The following is a 21,805-nucleotide window of genomic DNA, read 5'->3' on the forward strand; positions in this document are numbered from 1 at the left end:
GTACGGTCACCGATGCCCGGTGAGGGCACCGCTACTTCTCGGCGCGTGCCTTGTCGGCCCGGCGCTTGCGAGCAAGCTTGGGGTCGTTGATCAAGGCACGATAGACCTCGACCCGGTCACCGGCATCCAGCACGTGCTCATCGGGCTTGCGCAGCGCCTTGCCGAAGATCCCGAGATCCGCCTCGAGAAAGACCTCGGCGCCCAGTGTCGGGAAATGTTGCTCGAGATGTGCCATGCGCACGGCCTCGCGCGCCGTGGTTCCCGGCGCGACGGCCAGTGAGACGATCTTCTGCTTCTCCGGCAGCGCATAGGCCACCTCGACCGTGATTCTGTCGCTCATGCTTGCTCCTGTCGGACTCACCTTTCAGACCACGTCATCAGGCCTTCTCTACGGCCTTGCCTGCGGCGGACATCAACTCGCGCCGTACAGCTGGTCAGCACGCCGCGTGAACGCCTCGACCATCTGACCGGCGACCTGACTGAACAACTTGCCGAAGGCCATGCCCAGCAGGCGATTGCTGAATTCGAAATCCAGCTCCAGCGAGACCTTGCAGGCATCCTCGCTCAGCGGCGTGAACAGCCAGCGTCCCTCGAGACGCTTGAAAGGGCCGTCGACCAGACTCAACTCTATGCGCTGGGGGGCGAACAGATCATTGCGGGTCACGAAGCTCTGCTCCATGCCCGCCTTGGACAGAGTCAGCCTGCCCACCAGATGGGCGTCATCCTGCTCAAGCAACTGGGCATCACTGCAGCCCGGCAGGAATTCGGGGTAACGCTCGAAATCATTGACCAGATCGAACATCGCCTGGGCCGAGTGCCGAACCAGGGCAGACCGGTTGACCGTAGGCATCTAGCTCTCCGCTGACTTGGATACGCGCCTTGCGTATCATGAACAATGGGCCGGCGCATGAAGTGCCGTCTGGCCTTGAATGGTAACACGCCTCCCCCCATCCAGAAGGATGCGCCAGCTGTCCGTCGGGCAGTGGCAGGAGCACACGACAAACGAGGCAACATGGGCAAGAAAAAGAAACCCCAACAGGGCGGCAACCTGATCGCCCAGAACAAGAAGGCACGCCACGAATACCACATCGAGGAAGCCTTCGAAGCGGGGCTGGTACTGGCAGGCTGGGAGGTCAAGGCGCTGCGGGCGGGCAAGGGCCAGCTGACGGACACCTACATCGTGATCAAGAACGGTGAGGCCTGGCTGCTCGGCTGTCATATCCATCCGCTGGAGACGGTCAACACCCACGCGGTGGCGGACCCGCAACGCACGCGCAAGCTGTTGCTGCACAAGAAGCAGATCGCGCGCATCTTCTCGCGCACCCAGGACAAGGGTCACACCTGCGTCCCCATCAAGCTGTACTGGAAGAACGCGATCGTGAAATGCGAGATCGCGCTGGTGGAAGGCAAGAAGATGCATGACAAGCGTGCCACCGAGAAGGACCGTGACTGGAACCGCCAGAAGGCACGTATCCTGCGGGATCGCTGAGACTGTCAGCGCCATGATCGCGCGCCGCGCCTGCGCCGTTGCGATATGGGAGGCAAGGGCTTTGAATCACGGCAAATCATTGTCAGACCAGAAAAAATTCCTGAGGCCTTGAACTGGCGTAGCACAGTCTCCACCTGTTATGATGACACCGTAGCAAAGCAGCAAGCAGTAACACTGTTATGGGGGCGTTCTGGCATTCGACGCTGGTGGCAAACCCTGAGGTGCATGCCGAGATCGTAACGTATCTCGTAAATAAAACGTTGCAAATATATAGTCGCAAACGACGACAACTACGCTCTAGCTGCATAAGCTGCTCATGATACCGTTGCGCCTGTTCAAGGTGGATTGAGAACGAGCCCGTATAAACAGGATCGTCTTGGCCGACGTCTCTAAGGTCGAGATTAAAACTCAGAGAATCGCATTGCTGTAGCCTGTTCATTGGCGGCAGTCGTGTTAAATCAAATAATGAAACTAAGCATGTAGAGCCGAAGGCGGAGTGCCGGCGGACACGGGTTCGACTCCCGTCGCCTCCACCATATCCGTGACAAGAAGGCCTCCCCTCGGGGAGGCCTTCTTGTTTTCTGCTGTCTGATATTCCGCGCGCCGAGTCGTGCCAGGCGCTCTCAGGTAGCACTGCCACTCAGGCGCTCGTCCGTGCGCCGCACGCCGATCAACAGCGGGGTACCGGTCTCGGGGTCAGGAATCAGCCGGCAATCGACACCATAGAGCTTGCGCACCAGCGCCGGTGTCACCACTTCGGAGGGCGGACCTTCCGCGACCACGCTGCCCGCATGCATCGCCACGAGGTGGTCGGCATAGCGACAGGCACTGGCCAGGTCATGCACCACCATCACGATGGTCTTGCCTTCCTCGTGGGCCAGCCGCTGGATCAGTTCGAAGACCTCGATCTGATGACCGAGATCCAGCGCCGAGGTCGGCTCATCCAGCAACAGCAGCGGCGTCTGCTGCGCCAGCGCCATCGCGATCCAGGCACGCTGACGCTGGCCACCGGACATGGAGGCCAGCTCACGGTCGGCCAGACTCTCGATGTCAGCGGCCGCGATCGCCGCCGAGACCACCTCCTGATCCTCCTGCGACCACTGACGGAAGGCTCCCTGATGCGGCTGGCGACCGAAGCGCACCAGCTCATGCACCGTCACGCCTTCCGGCGAGTGCGTCTCCTGGGGCAGCAACGCGATGCGCTGCGCGACATCACGGCGCCCGAGACGTCGTATGTCCTGGCCCTCCAGCAATACCGCGCCGGCATGCGGTGCCTGCAGGCGAGCCAGACCGGCCAGCAGCGTGGACTTGCCACAGCCGTTGGGCCCGACGATGGCCGTCACCTTGCCATCCGGCAGCGCCAGCGTCAGCGCATCGATCACGGCCACATGCCGCTGTCCGCTGCCATACCCCAGCGACAGCTCACTGGCCTTGAGAGTGGCGTCCACGGCGTCCCCGCAACGTGGATGATGTTCAGCGCTCATGGCGCATTCTCCTGAAACGATGACCCTCGTGACCCGATTGGTCCGCGAGGGCTGCGGGCGGCTCACATGTCGGTGATGCAGACATGTCAGCCACACGGTGAATGGGGGCATCGGCCGGACAGGACAGCCTGACTAGCGCGGGCTGCGCAGCAGGATCCACAGCAGATAGGGGCTGCCGACCACCGCCATCACGATGCCGACCGGAATCTCGAGAGGTGACAGCAACGTGCGTCCCGCGAGGTCCGCCAGCACCATCACCAGCGCCCCTGCCAATGCCGAACCCAGCAAGGGCACTCCCTTGTGACGCGACAGGTAGCGGGCGATCTCGGGACCGACCAGCGCCACCATGCCCACCGGGCCGGCCACGGCCACCGCGGCGGCCGTCAGCAGTACCGAGAGCCACAGCGTCGCCATGCGCACACGGGCGACATGCTGACCAAGTCCGATGGCGACAGAATCGGTAAAGCGCAGCGTATTGAGCCCTCGCCCCAGCCACAACGCCGCCGGCACCGCCAGCAGCAAGGCAATCCCCAGCCATTCGAGCGAGGAGGCATCCCGTGCGTTGAGGCTCCCCACCGTCCACGGATAGGCGCTGTTGGCGACATCGATGGACACCCGCGCCAGCATCAGCTGGGTACCGGCACCGAACAGCGCCCCGACGCCGATCCCCGCGACCAGGAAGCGATAGCCGCGCGTGCCGATGCCACCGGAAAGCCCGAAGGCCAGCGCCGTGGCGACCACGGCGCCGCTCAGTGCCATCGCCGGTGGCGCCAGCGAGGCGCCGAGCCCGACGACGGAGGCAACCGCAAAGGCGGTCGCGCCATTGTCGATGCCGATGATGCCCGGCGTGGCGAGACGGTTGCTGGCCAGTGTCTGCATCAGACAGCCAGCCAACGAGAAGGCGGCGCCCGTTCCGAGGCCGGCCAGCAGTCTCGGCAGCCGCAGCTCCCGGACCACGAAGACATCGGCGAATTCACCATGGCCGAACGCGGCCTTCAGGGCGGCGTAGGGGCCCAGGCCCGCGCTGCCCAGCATCAAGGCGGCCACGCAGGCACTCAGCAGTGCCAGCAGCAGACCGAGGTTGGCCAGCAATGGGGCCCGATGCCACAGCAACGACAGGGGCCCGCAGCGCCACCAGAACGTATCGGCCGGTGCCGTGGCGACAGGGCATGATGCCTGGCGCCGAGGCACCCCGGCATCAGAAGAGGCCGATGAAGAAGGAGCGGAGCGATACATGGGCGTTTCCGGGTTATCTGTCATGAAGAACGGCGCATTGAAGCCTGACTCACAGAATCGGCAGGCGACGAGCGCGCACCACGGCAATCAGTACCGGCGCGCCCAGCAGCGTGGTCAGCACGCCCAGCGGCAACTCGGAAGGACGAACGAGCAGACGCGAGACCACGTCGGCGCTCACCAGCATCACCACGCCCAGCGGCAGGCACAACCACAAGGTGCGGCGGATATCCGCGCCACACAGCGCACGCGCGACATAAGGCACGGCCAGTCCCACGAAGGCGATCGGCCCCGCGAGGGCCGTGGCGGCCCCGACCAGCAACGCGACCACCAGTACCGTCAGCTTGCGCACGCGCCCCGGGTGATGGCCAAGTCCACTGGCCACCGCCTCTCCCAGCGCCAATGCCGCCAGCGGCCTGACCAGCCACAGCGTCAACGCGAGGGCGAGCATGAGGCTCGGCAGGCTGCCACTCAGCGCCTCCAGCGAACGCCCTGCCAGACTGCCGATGACCCAGAAACGGATCTCGTCTGCCGCGCGCTGGTCGATCAGCAATACCAGCGACGTGAGAGCCACCAGCAGGCTGGAAAGCGCTGCACCGGCCAGTACCAGGCGCACGGGGTCCTGGCGTGCACCACTCAGCCGCACCGTGCTCATCACGAACAGGCAGCCCAGCAAGGCGCCAGCCTGAGCCACCAGCACATGCAGGCCTGCGGCCTCCATCCCCAGCAACAGGGCGATGGCGACGGCAAAGGCCGCGCCTGCGCTGACACCCAGCAGCCCCGGCTCCGCCAGGGGATTGCGTGCGACCACCTGCATCAATGCGCCGCCGCAGGCCAGCATCATGCCCACGGCGATGCCGATCACGGTACGCGGTGCACGCAGCTCGGTGACCACGAAGCGGGCCTCCTCGCTGCCCTGCCCCATCAATACCGCCCACGCCTGGGCAGGGCCGATATCTCCCGCGCCCCACAACAGACTGGCCAGGCAGGCCAGTACCGCCGCCAGACACGCCACTGGCATGACCTGCCCCAACGACAGACGCCCGGCGACCTTGCGGGTCGCCGGGCGAAGAGCTGTCTGTGGGGAGCCAGGCCGTGAGGACGCTCCTTCAGCCGCCATGCTGCCTCCCGACCTGACGGCATGACGCCTGATGAGTCGAGACGGGCCAGTCCCGCTTACCCATCACTGCGCGCCTGCTCGATGTCCTTGAGCAGCGCCTCGGCCGCCAGCGGACCACTGGCACTGGTCCACAACTGACCATTGACGCCGACCAGACTGTCACGCGATGCGTGCTCGAGACGCTGGAAGGCCGGCTCCTTCGCCAGGGCGTCAGCGGCAGCCTCAGAGGAATCATCCAGGGTCGCCAGGAAGAGTGTGTCGGCATCGATGCGCGCCATGTTCTCATCGCTCAGCGGGTCGGAATGCGGACGCCCCGGCTTGACCAGATCCCCGCCCACCAGCTGATAGCCGGTCGCGGCGAGCAAGCCGGTCGCGAACAGCTCATCGGACATCGCCATCAGGCCACCCGGCATGCGACGCACCAGGCTGGCAGTCTGCGGTGTGGTCATCTCGGCCTTCAGGCGCGCCGCGTGAGCGTCGATGGCGGCCAGACGCGCCTCGAGCTCCGCTTCGGCCTCTTCCCCGAGCGCCAGGGCATAGACTCGGCTCTGCTGCTTCCAGGCCTCCCGGCTGAGCGCCTCCCCGCCTGGCACGATGGTCGGCGCCAGACGCGACATCAGCTGATATTGCGCCTTGTCCAGCCCCGGGGGAGCCAGAATCATGTCCGGCTTGAGCGCCACGATGGACTCGAGATTGAACTCTCGCGGTGTACCGACGATCTCGATCTCCGGCACCCGAGACTGGAGATAGCTGGCCACGCCATCACCGCCGCGCGTGGTGACCGCGCCCAGCGGCGTCACCTCGCTGGCGACCGCCACATCCAATGCCCCTTCATAGAGCGTCACCACGCGCTGCGGAGTGCCCTCGAGCTCCAGTTCACCATAGGCGGTCTGGACCTCACGAGCCTCGGCAGACACCGTGGCTCCCATCAACACGACCGCCAGTGACGCCATCAGCCCACGACGCAGGCGGGACAGGGCAGGAACAGCAAACACATGGGAAGAGTGGGTCATTCGTTTCTCCAGGGAGCGAATATCAGGGCGCGAGATCGGATGGTAATAATAATTGATCGCAACAATACCGCCTGTCCAGCCATCGGGCCACATCAGTTCCTGCAACGCGACATTGCAACAATCCGGTGAGCAAGGCTTGAAGGATGCGCAGCGCTGCCGCAGGCTGTGGCGCTGAAGAATCTCTCGCATACCGTCATCGGGGGTTGGGTTACCTGCAATCGCCCCGATAACACAGGAGAGTGCGTGCGCGGGATGCGCACATCACGCTCCCACATCCAATCGACAGCGCCTGACGTATGACGTGGCCATGCCGATGTCCAAAAGGCGCAGACGCTCAGCTATCCGGGTGCCTCCGAGTCACCTCAGGGAGCCCGCATGATTCGACTCCATCTCCATCCGACATTCATCAGACAGGAGAAGCCATCAGTGGCGACCCCGATCCCCCCCCACTCCCCTCCCGCGCAAACCGCAACGTCATCGATCGCCTCGCGCCTGAGTGCCGGCTGGTTACAGGGCCTGATGGCACTGGCGATCATGCTGTGCCTCAGCGTCAGTGGCCTGGCGCATGCCGCCCCCGCCAGCGATGCTGACGCCGCCAGCTCGTCCTATGAGAGTCTGGCGACGTTGCTCGAGGACCCCGACCAGCGCGAGGCACTGATTGAAGGCTTGCGCCAGCTGGACAGCAAGACGAGCGAACAGGCAGCCGAGGTGGCGGGGACGGAAGTCACGCTGAGCGAGGATTCACCGTCACTGTCCCGCCAGCTGGCCGAGATCAGCCAGGAGCTTGTCGCGGAGCTTTCCGCGACTCTGGACCGCATGATCCAGACGCTCAGCGGCCTCGGCAGTGAAGATGCCAGCAGCATCGACTGGGAGCGCTTCATGACCGAAGCCATCAGTCTGGGGCTGGTGGTCATCTCCACCATCGGGCTGTTCCTGATCCTGCGCCGGCTGGCCCATCCGCTCTTCAGTCGCGTCAGCCAATGGTCGCTGGATGGTCAGCACCGCAGCCCGCTGCTGCGCACCCTGATGGCAGTGATCATCGCGGCGATCGTCGACGTGGCCGTGATCGGTCTGGCGTTCCTGGGGGGCTATCTGCTGGCCATCTTCGCCTATGGCGAACAGGGCGTGATAGGACAGCGCGAGTCGATGTTCCTGAATGCCTATCTGGTGATCGAGCTGGTCAAGGCCTTGATGCGCATGCTGTTCTCCTCCGGCTACCAGGGCCTGCGTCTGATGCCGATGCGAGATGAGGTCGCCCGCTACTGGAATCGCTCACTGGCATTGCTCGCCGGCTTCATCGGCTACGGTATCCTCGTCGTGGTACCGATGATCAACAACAATCTGGCACCGGCCGTGGGCAGCTTCGTCAGCCTGCTGATCATGGGTATCGCGCTGATCTGGGCCATCGTGGTCATCAGCCGCAACCGTGTTCTGCTGCGTGACCGCCTGCTCGATCAGGCCCGCGAGACCCACAATGCCTTCATCGCCGTCTGCCTGCGCATTCTGGCGCGTACCTGGCACCTGATCGCGCTGGCCTACTTCGCGACCCTGTTCATCATCTCGCAGACGACACCGGAAGAGGCGCTGCCCTTCATGATGGCCGCGACGCTCAAGACGCTGCTCGCCATCGGTGGCGGGGCACTGCTGTCTCGCGTGCTGACGCAGCTGATCGGCAAGCGCATCCAGGTGTCCGACAAGCTGCGTGGTCAGCTGCCGATGCTGGAGACGCGCCTCAACTCCTACATCCCGACCGCACTGCGCATCATGCGCGCCATCATCCTGGTCGTCGTGGTCGGCATGGTGCTGAATGCCTGGAGCATCGTGGCGCTTGGCGACTGGCTGGCAACGGACGCCGGAGCCCTGCTGCTGTCACGCATCTTCCATGTGCTGTTCATCCTCGCCTTCGCGGTCGTGATCTGGGTCGGCATCGCCAGCCTGATCGAGCACAAGCTCAATCCGGATACCGGCAAGGGCAAGCCCTCCTCACGCGTGGAAACCCTGCTGGCACTGTTCCGCAATGCCATCGCCATCGCGATGATCGTCTTCACCGCGATGATCGTGCTGTCGGAGATCGGCATCGACATCGCGCCGCTGCTGGCCGGTGCCGGGGTGCTCGGTCTGGCGATCGGTTTCGGGGCCCAGAAGATGGTGCAGGACATCATCACCGGCGTGTTCATCCAGCTCGAGAATGCCATCAACACCGGTGACGTGGTCACCGCCGGTGGCGTGACCGGGACGGCGGAACGCCTGACCATCCGCTCGGTGGGCATCCGCGATCTGTCCGGCACCTTCCATATCGTGCCGTTCTCCTCGGTGGATACCGTCTCCAACTACATGCGTGACTTCGCCTACCATGTCGGCGAGTACGGCATTTCCTACCGCGAGAACGTCGATCACGCCATCGTGCACCTGCGTGCGGCCTTCGATGAACTCCAGGAAAGCAGTTATGGCGCGGAGATTCTCGAGCCGGTCACCATCGCTGGCGTCTCGTCGCTCGCCGACAGCTCGGTCAACATCCGTGTGATGATCAAGACCAGCCCGGGCAACCAGTGGGCCATCGGCCGCGAGTACAACAAGCTCGTGAAGCAGCACTTCGACGCCGCCGGCATCGAGATCCCGTTCCCGCACATGACCATGTACTTCGGTCAGGACAAGGACGGTGGTGCGCCGCCGGCCAACGTTCGCACCATGCACGAACCGTTCGTGATCGATGGCTCCGCCGCCGGTCAGCCGAAGACTCCCGAGCAGCGTGAGGCCGCCGCCAAGGTGGCTCAGCGTCGCGAGGAGACCCCGCTGACCCGCCATGCCACCAAGGACGGCGAAGTCGTGGATGCCGAGGAACAGCGCATCCGTCAGACCACCCAACCGGATGCCGACGGCGACTGATCACGCGCCAGGGGTATCCCGACACGGCTGCCTGCGATGGGCGCCGGACTGAAACGAAAACGCCCCCGAGCCAATGGCTCGGGGGCGTTTTCATGTGCGGGCGTAAACCGATGCCTCACACCTCATGCGCGAGGCTGGCTCAGGAGCCGGTGCCCCACAGGCCAGACAGTGAGCTCAGCAGCGTCGAGCTGACACCTTCGCCACCCATGTAGCTGAGCAGCACCGGCGCGAACTGGGACACCATGCTGCTGTCCATGCCCAGCGCGGAGAAGGCGCTGTCCAGAGACGCACTGTCATCGACATTGCCGACGGTGCTGGCCAATGCCGTGGCATTGTCATTGCCGCTCAGGCTGGCAAGGCTGGACAGGGTCGAGAGAGAGCTGCTGCTGGTCAGGCTGGACAGCTGCGGCACTTCACTGGACAGCTCGGAGGTCGCGCTGGAACCCAGCTGGGACTGAGCCAGTGCCAGCATGGCAGCGGAGCCACCCAGCGCCTGGGTGGAAGACACGCCCAGCTGGGAGGTCAGGCTGGACATCAGGTCGGCTGCCGGCAGGGACTGGCCCGTCTGGCTGCTCAGCATGCTGCTGGCCAGGCTCATCATGGAGCTGGAGGAGCTGGAGGAACTGGCGGTGTTGCCGGAAGAGCTGTTGCCGGTAGCGGCACAGCCGGCAAGTGACACGGCCAGTACGGAGGCGCCCATCAGGGCCAGGGACTTTTGCAACATGCAGACTCCATTATGTCTTGGGGATAAGCCGAACAAGGCTCAGGAATGGCCTGCCGTGACGGCAGATCATTCATCACGCGGAATCATCGCACGGAGGAAATGCCGACAGCCAGCGCCATGGGTGCCCAGCGCCCCACGGCGGGCATGGATCGCCGGTTGCAGGGTCTGCAACCCCGAGTCTTGCAGGGCCGCCCGAGACCGCTACCGGCTCAGACCCGCACCACCACGGAGGGGGAAAAGCGCCATCTGACAGGCAAAAAGAAGGGTATCCCGTCACGCCTTGGCATGAACGCGGATACCCGGAGAGTAACCAATGTCCACCGACCAGAGACCTGGCCGGCGGCAGTTTTTCATCTTCTCGCGAAATGAGGAAACAATGTGCAGCGCCGCCCGACGGGCGGCGTCGATCAGGCGTTGTCCTTGCTGGGCTGCGGCAGCGCCGGCAGTGAACGATCCAGCAGCTCGACGCTCTGGCGATAGTAGAGCTGACTCTTGTTGTGCTCGCCAAGATTGGCGAACAGACGTGCCAGCTCGGCACACACCGTGCCGCTCGGACGCTGACGCTGACTGGCCTCGAAATACTCCTGCGCCTTGCCCCAGTTGGCATTGCGCAATGCCAGTCGACCCAGCGACAGCAGCAGGTCCGGGTCATTCGGACGCTCCTGCAGCCACTTCTCGGCATACACCAGCTGACGCGGCGCATCCACGTCCAGCAGGCCATAGCGCAGCACCAGACGTGAATCCCAGCATTCCTTCAGCGAGTGACGCAGCAGGCGCTCTGCCAGCCCTTCCTGCCCACCGGCGATCAATGCCTCGGCATACAGGGCGACCAGATTCACGTCGCTGCGCAGGTGGTCCGGCATGTCGGCCCACAGGTTGCGCACGCGCTCGATGTCTTCCGGATTGCGCGCGGCCTGCTGGATCAGTGCCACGTAGGCGCGCTGTTCCAGCTCCTTCTTCTCTTCCGGCGAGATGAGGTCCTGCTTGTCGAGACGCGGCATCAGGCGACGCAGGCCATCCCAGTCATTCACCGCCAGATACGCCTGCTTGAGCAGCTTGAGGACCTGCGGGTGCTCGCCGAGCTGCTTGTCGAGACGCGTCAGCGTCGCGAGTGCCTGCTCGTGCTGCTGACGATCCAGCATCAGCTGCGCCTGCACCAGCCCCACGGCACTCTCGGAGCCCTGAGTGGACTCATGAGCACGCTTGAGCAGCGTATCCGCCTGCTCGAAACGCCCCTGATAGTGGGCGGCGAGTGCTGCGGACAGATAGTTGACCAGCGGTGTGCTGGAGTCTTCCGCGGAATGGGTCAGCGACTTCTCGGCACGCTTCCAGCGGCCTTCGGCCAGTGCCACCAGGCCACGCACGGTCTTGCGGGTGGCATTGCGATGGCGCGTGCGGCTGTTCCACACCTTGAGGCGCGAGAACGGATGCGCGAAACGCGACAGCAGACGCAGGCCGAAATGCAGCACCACGAAGGCGCCCAAGAGCAGCACCAGCCCGAACCAGAAGGACGTCTGGACCGAGGTATCACCGACACGAATCAGCCAATAGCCGGGGAACGACTGCATCAGCTGACCGAACAGCGCACCGATGGCCAGGCCGATGATGATCAGCAGTATCAGTTTTCTCATGCCTCACCACCCCCGGACTGGGCGCGGCGTTCGATCAGCTCACGCAGCGTGTTGAGAGACGCGGAGATATCCGGAAGCTCCGGGCGGATGGTCTTGCCCTTGAGGTCTTCCAGCTTGGCGACGGCATTCTGCACGCCATCGGTCTTGGTATCGTAGTAGCCGTTGACCAGCGTGATCGCCTTGTCGATGGCCGCCTGATACAGCTTCGGCTCTTCCTTGAGCAGCGCCAGCTGGGCCTGCTCGAGCACCAGACGCACGTTCTGGCGCAGATAGGATTCCTGCTCCGGCGTGATCAGGGCTTCCAGCGCCTCATCGTGACGACGCACGGTGACCAGATTCTTCAGCTCATTGCCGAAGCGCGCCAGCTGCTGCTGCCAGCCGCCGGTGGGCGGAGCGTCGTTCTCGACCTTGGCGGCGATCTCGGCCACGTCCTGCTTGAGCGGCAGACGCGCCAGCTGTTCCTGCTCGGCGAGCAGCGCCAGGTAGATGCCACTGCGATCGACACGCGGCACGCTGTCGAGGCTGGCGAGCTCGGACTGGATCGCCTTGCGAACCGGCAGCAGGGCGGGGTTGTCCGCCTCGGCGATACGCGCATCGGCGTTCTCGAGCAGTGCGTCGGCACCGTTCACGTCACGCTCCAGCTGCAGACGCTGATTGGCGAGACGCAGCAGGTATTCGGCCTCCGCGTAATGCCAGTCGCGGGCATCGGTCTGCTGGGTCTTGCTGAGCTCCTCGAGCACCTTGTTGAGCGCCTGCTCGGTCTGCTGGCTCTCGCCGGACAGACGCTTGTCGAGATCACTGACCTGCGACGCGTTCTTGTCGAGCTTGCCGGACAGGCTGGCGACCTTGCTCTCGACCTGGCCGACCTGCTGGGTCACGGATTCGCTGACCTGCTTGTCGAGACCCTGGGCATCCGGCAGGGCGTTCAGACGCTGCCAGCCGAACCAGGCCAGTACCGCGACGACGATGGCAAGAAGAATGACCAGCACCAGTGCGATGCCGCCGGCAGCACTCTTCTTGCTGCCCTGCGGCTCGCTCGGCGGCGTGCCTCCTCCCGCGCCACCCACGGCGGCACCGGCACTCTTGCCCGTCACGCCGCTCTTGTCTGAAGCCCCTCCCTTGCCTGAGGCAGCGCCCTTGCCGGACGCCGTCGAGGCAGTGGTCGTCTCGGCGGCAGGCGCGGTATCGGTCTGCTTCGGGAAGGGAGATTTCGCGCCGGAAGGCGTCGAGGCGTTATCATCGGAAGTCTGGCTCACGGGCGTGGACTCGCTGGCAGTGGAGGATGAAGAGGAGGAGCTGCCCTGTCCCTTTCCCCGTCCACGACGGTTGCGCCCGCCACGCGAGCGTCGCTCACGTGGGGCGTCAGCCGTGGCGGATGACGAGGAAGAGGAGGACGAACGGGAGGCCTCGGCGCCAGGGCGGCCAGAGGCAGTGTCTTCGGCGTGTTCGCCGGGAGCGGAAGAGGCATCTGATGCGCGAGCGGCAGCATCCTTGTCGCTCGGCTTGCCTGGCGTGGTGCCGGCAGAGCCGTGGTCTTCCTGATCGTGTTCTCGGTTGCTCATCTACGCTTGCCCTTTTCCGGATTCTTGGGAATCGATGGCCTCGCGCGGACCAGGCGCAGTGGCGCCGGTCTCTCTCGCATGGCGAGTCGGGGCGCAGGCATCCAGCACTGCCTGCCTCAGGGCCCCGGGTGAGGCATCCGCGGCGACCGTCACGCGCTCGAACCCATGAGCGTGTGCCAGTGTAGCCAAACGGTTGCTCGACACGATTAGCGGTTGGTTCAAGGTCCGCGTCGTTGCCGAGGTCACTACCGCCTCAAGCAGCGTATTGCTGGTCACCACCATTGCATCATACGCGCCCGCCGCCAGACGGCCAGCCTGTTGAGAGGACAAAGCCAACGGAAGGCGTCGATAAAGCGCCAGACGCGTCACCTGGGCACCGCGTGCCACCAGGGTGTCCTCCAGCAGGGCGCGCCCGCCTTCTCCGGCCGCCAGCAGCCAGCGCTGCCCCTGAAGCTGCTGCAGGGACGGCAGCGAGAGCAGGGCCTCGCTGGTCGTGCCGACCGGGGCATCCACCTCGACATGTGCGCCACGCGTGGCGTGTGGCGGCACTCTCACCCGAACGCCGAGGCGTGAGTGGAGTACCTCTGCCGTCGCGGAGCCCACCGCGTAGAAGGCAAGCCCCTCGGGCAATTGCGGCCACCAGTCTTCCAGCCAGTCCGCCAGGTAGCCGGCGGCCTGAGGCGAGATGACCACCACCCCTCGATAGAGGTCGATGTCGAGAATCGCCTGACGCCCGGCGGGCTCCAGCGGCAGCGGCTCGAGCGCCATCAGCTTCAGGCACTCCACGGCGCAGCCAACGTCTCTCAGCATCGCATCAAGCACGGCACCGCGCGAGCCCGGACGCGTCGTCAGCACTTCAAGAGACGACCGCGCACTCGATGCCGCGCGAGGCATCGCCCGGCCCTCCACCTCCGCATGGCGGGCGCCATCAGTCACGCGCATCGCCATAGACCGCCGCCAGAATCTCGCCGGCCCCCTGCTGCAACAGATCTTCCGCCACGGCGATGCCCAGCGCTTCGGGCGTATCGGCCGGACCACGCGCCTCGGCACGCAGGATGACGCTGCCATCGGGATTGCCGACCAGTGCCCGCAACCACAGCTGCCTGCCACCCTCTTCCAGCACGGCATAGCCACCGATCGGTACCTGGCAGCCACCTTCCAGATGCGTATTCATGGCGCGCTCGGCCAGCACGCAACGACTGGAGTCTTCATGAGCCAGCGGTGCCAGCAGGGCGAGAATCTCCTCGTCCTGCAGATTGCATTCGATGCCCAGCGCGCCTTGTCCACAGGCCGGCAGACAGGTCTCGGCGTCCATCTCTGCGGTGATGCGTGCATCCAGTTCGAGGCGCTGCAGGCCGGAGGTGGCGAGGATGATGGCGTCGAACTCACCGGCATCCAGCTTGCCGAGACGCGTCTGGACATTGCCGCGCAGGCTGAGCACCTCGAGATCCGGACGGGCGGCCTTGGCCTGCAGGCCACGACGCAGGCTGGAGGTGCCCAGGCGAGCCCCCTGGGGGAGCGCGTCAAAGTTGGCGTGGTCGTTGGAGACGAACGCATCGGTGGGCGCATGGCGCTCGAGAATCACGGCCAACCCCAGCGATTCCGGGAAATGCATCGGCACGTCCTTCATGGAGTGCACGGCGATGTCGGCGCGACCATCCAGCATGGCTTCTTCCAGTTCCTTCACGAACAGGCCCTTGCCGCCGATCTTGGCCAACGGCGTGTCGAGAATCTTGTCGCCCCGCGTGGACATCGGCACCAGCTCGACCGTCAAGCCGGGATGCAGGGCTTCCAGACGTGCCTTGACGTGTTCAGCCTGCCACAGGGCAAGCAGGCTCTTGCGGGTCGCGATACGCAGGGTCTCACGGCGGGACACGGCATTCTCCTTGGGACGCGCGACGCTGGCGCGACAGTCGAAACGTTCGTGACGGCCAACATTGGCCGCCACCGGATACCGTCATCATAAAGCCACTGATGGCCAAGGGGAAAATCCCCGGAAGCGTCACGATGACACGCCTCCTTGGCCGCAACGCATCTTGGTGCACCCCCCCTCGCCCATCCGACGGAGTCTGGTACACTCCAAGGTCAACGATACCGGCTGCGCGACCGTGCACCGGACGCCGAACTCTGGACATGTCACCACAATTCGAGATCCCGATGAGCGAATCTACCAATCAGTCCTGGGGCGGCCGCTTCAGCGAGCCGACCGATGCCTTCGTGGCCCGCTTCACCGCGTCCGTCGATTTTGATCAGCGCATGGCGCAGCACGACATTCGTGGCTCCATCGCCCACGCCACCATGCTGGCCGGCGTCGGCGTGCTGAGCGAGGAAGAGCGCGACACCATCATCGAAGGACTGAAGGAGATCAGCGAAGAGATCGCTCGCGGCGAATTCGAGTGGTCCGTCGCGCTGGAAGATGTGCACATGAACATCGAGGCACGTCTGACCGCCAAGATCGGCAACACCGGCAAGAAGCTGCACACCGGTCGCTCACGCAATGATCAGGTGGCCACCGACATCCGCCTTTACCTGCGCGACGAGATCGACGTCATCGACGCCGAGCTGACGCGTCTGCGGGAAGGCATGCTGGGCCTGGCCGAGCAGGAAGCCGACACCATCATGCCGGGCTTCACTCACCTGCAGAGCGCTCAGCCGGTCACCTTCGGCCACCATCTGCTGGCGTGGCAGGAAATGGTCGCCCGTGACCAGGACCGCCTGCGTGACTGCCGTGCCCGCATGAACGTGCTGCCGCTGGGCGCCGCGGCGCTGGCCGGTACCACCTTCCCTATCGACCGCCACGTCACCACCGAGCTGCTCGGCTTCGATCGTCCGACCGAGAACAGCCTCGACTCCGTCAGCGACCGTGACTTCGCCATCGAATTCACCAGCTTCGCCAGCCTGCTGATGATGCACCTGTCACGCATGAGCGAAGAGCTGGTGCTGTGGACCAGCGCCCAGTTCGACTTCATCGATCTGCCGGATCGCTTCTGCACCGGTTCCTCCATCATGCCGCAGAAGAAGAACCCGGACGTGCCGGAACTGGTGCGTGGCAAGACCGGCCGTGTCTATGGCCACCTGATGAGCCTGCTGACCCTGATGAAGTCCCAGCCGCTGGCCTACAACAAGGACAATCAGGAAGACAAGGAGCCGCTGTTCGATACCATCGATACCGTACGCGGCAGCCTGCGCGCCTTCGCCGACATGATTCCGGCGATCCGCGCCAAGTCCGACAACATGTACGCCTCGGCCAGCAAGGGCTTCGCCACCGCGACTGACCTGGCGGATTACCTGGTGCGCAAGGGTGTCGCCTTCCGGGATGCCCACGAGATCGTCGGCAAGTCCGTCGCCTTCGGCATCGAGCAGAAGCGTGACCTGTCCGAGATGACGCTGGATGAACTCAAGCAGTTCTCCGACACCATCGAACAGGACGTCTTCGACGTGCTCACGCTGGAAGGTTCCGTCGCGGCGCGCAATCACATCGGGGGCACCGCGCCGAATCAGGTGCGTGCTGCCGTGCAGCGTGCACGTGAGGCGCTGACCAGCCGCGCCTGAAACCGTCAAGTCGGGGCCTGACCGTGTAATGCACCGTCAGGCCCTCACCGCTTCATCGTCAGCTGCCAGGAGGCCGCCCGATGCGTCATCTGATGAGCCAGTCCGCCCGTCACGCCCTTCGTACCCTTGCGGGCCTGCTGCTGGGTGCAGGCCTTCTGACCGGCTGCGGTCAGAAGGGCCCGCTGTATCTGCCGGCGGACGCCGATGCCGGCGGTCAACGTGCCGAGGCACCCGCCCCTGCACCGGCTGCCGCCGAGACAGAGCGCACCGCCGCTACCGAGACTTCCGGCAGCGACGCCTGAGCCCCCCTTACATCTCCGGCGGGTGATACCCGCCGGCGCGACATCTTGCAGGCCGGATCATGGATCACTTCGTATATCAGGATGGCGTGCTGCACGCCGAAGACGCCTCTCTCGCCACGCTGGCCGAGCAGTTCGGCACGCCTTGCTACGTCTACAGCCGTGCCACGCTGGAGCGCCACTTCAAGGCCTATCAGGATGCGCTGGGCGACCACCCGCATCTGATCTGTTACGCCGTGAAGGCCAACTCCAACCTGGCGGTGCTCAACGTGCTGGCACGTCTGGGTGCCGGCTTCGACATCGTCTCCGCCGGTGAGCTGGAGCGCGTCCTCAAGGCCGGCGGAGACCCCGCCAAGGTCGTGTTCTCCGGCGTCGCCAAGCAGGCCGCCGAGATGCAGCGCGCGCTGGAGCTGGGCATCAAGTGCTTCAACGTCGAATCGCTGCCCGAGCTTGAGCGCCTCAATGCCGTCGCCGGTCGCCTCGGGTGTATCGCACCGGTGTCGCTGCGCATCAACCCGGACGTCGATGCCGGCACCCACCCGTACATCTCCACCGGCCTCAAGGCCAACAAGTTCGGCATTCCGGTCGAGCAGGCGCTGGAGGTCTACGAGACCGCCGCCGCCATGGAGCACGTCAAGGTGGTAGGCGTCGATTGTCATATCGGCTCCCAGCTGACCGAGCTGGCGCCGTTCCTCGACTCCCTCGAGCGCCTGCTGGTGCTGCTGGATCGCCTGCGCGAGCGCGGCATCATCATCGAGCATCTGGATCTCGGCGGCGGCCTCGGCGTGCCCTACCAGAACGAGACGCCGCCGGAGCCCTTCGCCTACGCAAGCGCCCTGCTGGAACGCCTGGCGCGCTACGAGCATGGCAACGAGATGACACTGCTGTTCGAGCCGGGTCGCTCCATCGCCGCCAACGCCGGCGTCCTGCTGACCCGTGTCGAGTACCTCAAGCCCGGCGAAGAGAAGAACTTCGCCATCATCGATGCCGGCATGAATGACCTGATCCGTCCGTCGCTGTATCAGGCGTGGCAGAACATCGTGCCCGTCGACACGCGCGAGTCACGTGCAAGCGCCAGCTACGACGTGGTCGGCCCGGTCTGCGAGACGGGCGACTTCCTGGGCAAGGACCGCGAACTGGCCATCGCGCCGGGCGACCTGCTTGCCGTTCGCTCCTCCGGCGCCTATGGCTTCGTGATGGCCTCCAGCTACAACAGCCGCTGTCGTCCCGCCGAAGTGATGGTGGATGGCGACCAGATGCACCTGGTGCGTCGCCGCGAACGTCTGGAAGAACTGTGGACCGGTGAGCAACTGCTGCCGGAAGGTGATGACTGATGCTGGTGCACTTCACCAAGATGCACGGTCTGGGCAATGACTTCATGGTCATTGACCTGATCTCCCAGCGTGGCCGCCTGCGCGATGCCGATATCCGACGGCTTTCGCATCGCAATTTCGGTATCGGCTTCGACCAGCTGCTGGTGGTCGAGCCACCCCGTGACCCGGACATGGACTTCCGCTATCGCATCTACAATGCCGATGGCAGCGAGGTCGAGAACTGCGGCAACGGGGCCCGCTGCTTTGCGCGCTTCGTGCTCAATCAGCGCCTGACCACCAAGCGCGAGATCCGCGTCGAGACCGCCGGTGGCCCGCTGACACTGGTGGTGGCCGATGACGGGCGAGTCCGCGTCGACATGGGTGCTCCGCGCTTCGCCCCCGCCGCGCTGCCCTTCGAGGCCGAGACGGATCTGCCGGTGCATGCGCTGGAGGTCGGCGGCGAGTCCCTGGAGATCGGTGTCGTCTCGATGGGCAACCCCCATGCGGTGCTGCTGGTCGACAGCGTCGACGAGGCACCAGTACGAGAGGTCGGTCCGCTGATCGAAGCGCATCCGCGCTTCCCCAGGCGCGTCAATGCCGGCTTCCTGGAAGTCGTCTCGCCCCATGAAGCACGCCTGCGCGTCTTCGAGCGTGGCGTCGGCGAGACGCTGGCCTGTGGCACCGGTGCCTGTGCAGCCGTCGCTTCCGGCATTCGTCGTGGCCTGCTCGCCAGTCCTGTCGATGTCACGCTGCCTGGCGGCACCCTGAGCATCGAATGGGGCGGCGAAGGTCACCCTGTCTTCATGACCGGCCCCGCCGAGACCGTCTTCGAAGGCCGCATCATCCTGTAAGCCGCCGCTGACAGGGGACGCCTGCGCGAAGCGCCGGCGTCCCGTCGCCAACCCTCGCAAGGAGAGCCATATGGCCGAGCCATCCGCCTCACGTCGCCCGCGCACGCTGGACCCGGACCGGGTCGCCGAGTGGCTGGCCACGCATCCGGATTTCTTCGAGGGTCGGGAAGGGTTGCTCCAGCAGCTGCGCGTGCCACACCCCGAAGCACGCGGTGGCAGCGTCTCGCTGCTGGAGCGGCTGGTGCATGACCTGCGCGGACGTACCGAGCAGGCCGAGGCGCGTCTCGAGGAGCTGCTCAATACCGCCCGCGACAATGAAAGCCGCTATCAGCGACTGCGTCAGATCGTGCTGGATCTGATGGATGCCGAATCGGATGATGCCCTCGCGGAGACTCTGGCAACCCGTCTCAGCGAGCTGTTCGACATCGCCGCCGTCTGCCTGTGGCAGCGCGGCGCCGGCCCCGCGACCCAGCCACCGCGTCAGGTGCTCGATGATGCGCGTGCCGAGCAATTCGAGCGCCTGCTCGAAGGCCGCGCCAGCCGTTGCCTGGCGATGCCACGCACGCGCTGGGAAGCCCTGCTGCCGGACCATGGCTGGCCGCTGGGGGCGGAGTGCCACGACCTGGTCGAGGCCAGCCAGGCGGATGCCACGCGCGGCTCCGCCGTCATCGTGCGCCTGACCCGTGGCGAATGCCTGGGCTATCTGGTGGTCGCCAGTGCCGAGGCCGAGCAGTTCCGTGCCGGACTCGACACTCTCTTCCCCGAATATCTCGGCGATGTGCTGGCGCGCTGCCTCGGGCGTCATGCGACGAGTCACACCTCAGACTCCGCTGCCTCGCGTGATGATCAGGCCGCGCGATGAGCGCCTCTGACCTCCCGGATGACTCCCTCGACACTGCGAGGCGCCAGGCGCTGACCCGCCCTTGCCAGCAGTTTCTCGCCCATCTTGCCCAGGACAGCAGCGCGGCGACCGTGAGCGCCTATCAGCGCGATCTCGAGGCACTGATCCACTTCATGTTGCGCCCCTCACCGGCCGAGACCACGGTGGATGCCGACACCAGCGCCACCGCTCGGCCTCCTGCAGACTGGCAGGCCCTGGATGTGCCGACGCTACGCCGCTACCTGGGCGCTGAGCGCAGTCGTGGGCTCGCCCCCCGTTCACTGGCCCGACGTCGCGCGGCGATCAGTCGTTTCTGTGGCTGGCTGGTCGATCACGGCATTCTGGCGCACAACCCGGCGGGCCTGGTACAGACACCGCGCCTGCCGGACCACCTGCCTCGTCCGGTGGACATCGACAGCCTGTCACGCTTTCTCGACTGCCCGCACGACGGCACGCCACTGGCGATCCGCGATCAGGCCATGCTGGAGCTGCTCTACGGCTCGGGGCTGCGACTCTCGGAACTGGTCAGTCTCGACCTCGACATGCTGGAGACACGCCGCCTGCGCGTGCGCGGCAAGGGCAACAAGCCTCGCCAGCTGCCCATCGGCTCGCGGGCGCGTCAGGCGCTGGATGCCTGGCTGAAGGTGCGTGGCCAACTCGCGCCTGCTGACGAGACTGCCCTGTTCGTCGGCCAGCGAGGCCAGCGGCTGGGACAACGCGGCGTGCAGCTTCGTCTGGTGACGCAAGCGAAGACACGCGGCCTGCCGGAGCACCTGCACCCCCACCGACTCCGCCACTCCTTCGCCAGCCATCTGCTGGAATCCAGTGGCGATCTGCGCGCCGTGCAGGAGTTGCTGGGCCATGCCCATCTCTCCACGACCCAGGTGTATACCCGACTCGACTGGCAACAGCTGGCCAGCGCCTACGACCAGGCTCACCCGCGTGCACGTCGCCAGCGTGGGCCAAAAGAGGCAACGCCGGCTGACATTGACGCCGCCTCCCCTGCTGATGTTCCGCTCAAGGATGATCCCCTGTGATGCCCGCAACGACGCCTTCGCTGACCGCATTGACCTTCGATCTCGATGACACCCTGTGGGCCAATCGCCCGATCATGGAGCGCGCCGAGACGGAACACTACGCCTGGCTGGACGGTGAGATCGGTCATGCCACTGATTTTCCCCTCGAGGAATATACCCGTCGCCGCATGGCACTCGGGCTGGAACACCCCTTGCGGCGTGGTGACTTCACCTGGCTGCGCCGTGAAGCCATGCGCATCATGCTGCGCGATGCCGGCCATGGCGAAAAGGAGGCCCATCACTGGTCACATGCGGCCGTCGAACGCTTCCTGGCGTTGCGCCACGAATTGCAGCCCTTTCCGGAAGCCAGCGAGCTGCTCGACTCACTGGCCCGGCATTACCGCCTCGGCGCCATCACCAATGGCAATGTCGACCTGACACGCCTGGCGCTGGACCATCATTTCGAGTTCAGCATCGCCGCCGGCGAATGGCTGGCGCCCAAGCCGGATGCACGCCCCTTCCTCGCCGCCATGGCACGTCTGGGCAGCCGCCCCTCCACCACGCTGCATGTCGGCGACTCATGGAAGGAAGATGCCCTGCCGGCAGTACGTCTCGGCATGCAGGCGGCATGGATCGACGTGAAGGGGCGTGGCGCGCCGGAGCCGGTTCCCGCCGGAGTCCATGTCATCTCGCATGTCCGGGAGCTTCCGGAACTGTTGCGGCACCTGCATGCATCACGATGAAACGACAGC

At 65.2% G+C, this 21,805-nt stretch carries 19 protein-coding genes, 1 other RNA gene and 1 pseudogene; 10 read left to right on the forward strand and 11 right to left on the reverse strand.

Annotation, left to right across the window (positions count from 1 at the left end; all coding sequences use genetic code 11):
• Positions 1-31: 31 nt before the first annotated feature.
• Together PJK54_RS09435 and PJK54_RS09440 are read right to left on the reverse strand one after the other, a co-directional pair.
• Positions 32-340, reverse strand: a complete 309-nt coding sequence (locus tag PJK54_RS09435; protein ID WP_077379521.1) for an RnfH family protein — start codon at positions 338-340, stop codon at positions 32-34.
• Between the two features lie 72 nt (positions 341-412).
• On the reverse strand, positions 413-850 hold the full coding sequence (locus PJK54_RS09440) for a type II toxin-antitoxin system RatA family toxin (RefSeq protein WP_271302704.1): 438 nt from the start codon (positions 848-850) through the stop codon (positions 413-415).
• Positions 851-1,012: 162 nt separating this feature from the next.
• Here PJK54_RS09440 and smpB point away from each other — a divergent pair, with 162 nt between their 5' ends.
• Positions 1,013-1,489: an SsrA-binding protein SmpB gene (gene smpB / locus PJK54_RS09445; protein WP_077379524.1), complete on the forward strand. Its 477-nt coding sequence runs from the start codon at positions 1,013-1,015 to the stop codon at positions 1,487-1,489.
• A 181-nt stretch (positions 1,490-1,670) separates the two neighbouring features.
• Positions 1,671-2,025, forward strand: a transfer-messenger RNA (tmRNA) gene (gene ssrA, locus PJK54_RS09450).
• Between the two features lie 87 nt (positions 2,026-2,112).
• Here the strand turns inward: ssrA and PJK54_RS09455 are convergent.
• The 4 genes from PJK54_RS09455 to PJK54_RS09470 form a co-directional block, all read right to left on the reverse strand.
• On the reverse strand, positions 2,113-2,973 hold the full coding sequence (locus tag PJK54_RS09455; protein ID WP_271302705.1) for an ABC transporter ATP-binding protein: 861 nt from the start codon (positions 2,971-2,973) through the stop codon (positions 2,113-2,115).
• A gap of 132 nt (positions 2,974-3,105) precedes the next feature.
• Positions 3,106-4,209: a FecCD family ABC transporter permease gene (locus PJK54_RS09460; RefSeq protein ID WP_077379528.1), complete on the reverse strand. Its 1,104-nt coding sequence runs from the start codon at positions 4,207-4,209 to the stop codon at positions 3,106-3,108.
• A 49-nt stretch (positions 4,210-4,258) separates the two neighbouring features.
• The gene (locus PJK54_RS09465) at positions 4,259-5,227 is read right to left on the reverse strand and encodes a FecCD family ABC transporter permease (RefSeq protein WP_136939549.1); all 969 of its coding nucleotides are present in this window, start codon (positions 5,225-5,227) and stop codon (positions 4,259-4,261) included.
• A gap of 155 nt (positions 5,228-5,382) precedes the next feature.
• Positions 5,383-6,339, reverse strand: coding sequence for an ABC transporter substrate-binding protein (locus PJK54_RS09470; RefSeq protein ID WP_271302706.1), 957 nt, complete (start codon positions 6,337-6,339; stop codon positions 5,383-5,385).
• A gap of 426 nt (positions 6,340-6,765) precedes the next feature.
• On the opposite strand from PJK54_RS09470, the gene ybiO reads away from it, so the two are divergent.
• Positions 6,766-9,225 (forward strand): mechanosensitive channel protein, encoded by a 2,460-nt coding sequence (gene ybiO / locus PJK54_RS09475; RefSeq protein ID WP_167593067.1) that lies wholly within the window; start codon positions 6,766-6,768, stop codon positions 9,223-9,225.
• 139 nt (positions 9,226-9,364) lie between these two features.
• Here ybiO and PJK54_RS09480 read toward each other — a convergent pair whose 3' ends face one another.
• The 5 genes from PJK54_RS09480 to hemC form a co-directional block, all read right to left on the reverse strand.
• Positions 9,365-9,949, reverse strand: coding sequence for a DUF2780 domain-containing protein (locus PJK54_RS09480; protein ID WP_077379535.1), 585 nt, complete (start codon positions 9,947-9,949; stop codon positions 9,365-9,367).
• Between the two features lie 407 nt (positions 9,950-10,356).
• Positions 10,357-11,580, reverse strand: a complete 1,224-nt coding sequence (locus PJK54_RS09485; protein ID WP_077379537.1) for a heme biosynthesis HemY N-terminal domain-containing protein — start codon at positions 11,578-11,580, stop codon at positions 10,357-10,359.
• On the reverse strand, positions 11,577-13,142 hold the full coding sequence (locus PJK54_RS09490) for a uroporphyrinogen-III C-methyltransferase (RefSeq protein ID WP_176503550.1): 1,566 nt from the start codon (positions 13,140-13,142) through the stop codon (positions 11,577-11,579). The genes PJK54_RS09485 and PJK54_RS09490 overlap by 4 nt, the downstream gene beginning before the upstream one ends.
• Complete coding sequence (locus tag PJK54_RS09495; protein ID WP_084209845.1) at positions 13,143-14,036, reverse strand: uroporphyrinogen-III synthase; 894 nt, start codon at positions 14,034-14,036, stop codon at positions 13,143-13,145.
• A gap of 34 nt (positions 14,037-14,070) precedes the next feature.
• Positions 14,071-15,018: a hydroxymethylbilane synthase gene (gene hemC, locus PJK54_RS09500; RefSeq protein ID WP_255303209.1), complete on the reverse strand. Its 948-nt coding sequence runs from the start codon at positions 15,016-15,018 to the stop codon at positions 14,071-14,073.
• 281 nt (positions 15,019-15,299) lie between these two features.
• On the opposite strand from hemC, the gene argH reads away from it, so the two are divergent.
• The 7 genes and pseudogenes from argH to PJK54_RS09535 all read left to right on the forward strand — a co-directional run bounded on the left by argH (position 15,300) and on the right by PJK54_RS09535 (position 21,796).
• A complete protein-coding gene (gene argH, locus PJK54_RS09505; protein ID WP_077379988.1) occupies positions 15,300-16,694 on the forward strand; it encodes an argininosuccinate lyase in 1,395 nt (464 codons plus the stop codon).
• 92 nt (positions 16,695-16,786) lie between these two features.
• Positions 16,787-16,921 (forward strand): annotated as a pseudogene (lptM, locus tag PJK54_RS17880) (LPS translocon maturation chaperone LptM); the annotation flags it as partial.
• A gap of 134 nt (positions 16,922-17,055) precedes the next feature.
• Entirely contained in the window at positions 17,056-18,327 is a 1,272-nt protein-coding gene (gene lysA, locus PJK54_RS09515; protein ID WP_271302707.1) for a diaminopimelate decarboxylase, read from the forward strand.
• Positions 18,327-19,157 carry a diaminopimelate epimerase gene (gene dapF, locus PJK54_RS09520; RefSeq protein ID WP_077379544.1) on the forward strand — a complete coding sequence of 277 codons (831 nt, stop codon included), beginning with the start codon at positions 18,327-18,329 and terminating at the stop codon, positions 19,155-19,157. The genes lysA and dapF overlap by 1 nt, the downstream gene beginning before the upstream one ends.
• Positions 19,158-19,227: 70 nt before the next feature.
• A complete protein-coding gene (locus tag PJK54_RS09525) occupies positions 19,228-20,019 on the forward strand; it encodes a DUF484 family protein (RefSeq protein ID WP_191236453.1) in 792 nt (263 codons plus the stop codon).
• A complete protein-coding gene (locus PJK54_RS09530; protein ID WP_271302708.1) occupies positions 20,016-21,074 on the forward strand; it encodes a tyrosine recombinase XerC in 1,059 nt (352 codons plus the stop codon). The genes PJK54_RS09525 and PJK54_RS09530 overlap by 4 nt, the downstream gene beginning before the upstream one ends.
• Positions 21,074-21,796 (forward strand): HAD family hydrolase, encoded by a 723-nt coding sequence (locus tag PJK54_RS09535; protein WP_271302709.1) that lies wholly within the window; start codon positions 21,074-21,076, stop codon positions 21,794-21,796. The genes PJK54_RS09530 and PJK54_RS09535 overlap by 1 nt, the downstream gene beginning before the upstream one ends.
• Positions 21,797-21,805 lie beyond the last annotated feature (9 nt).

Source organism: Cobetia sp. MMG027, assembly GCF_027947415.1.
GTDB lineage: Bacteria > Pseudomonadota > Gammaproteobacteria > Pseudomonadales > Halomonadaceae > Cobetia > Cobetia marina.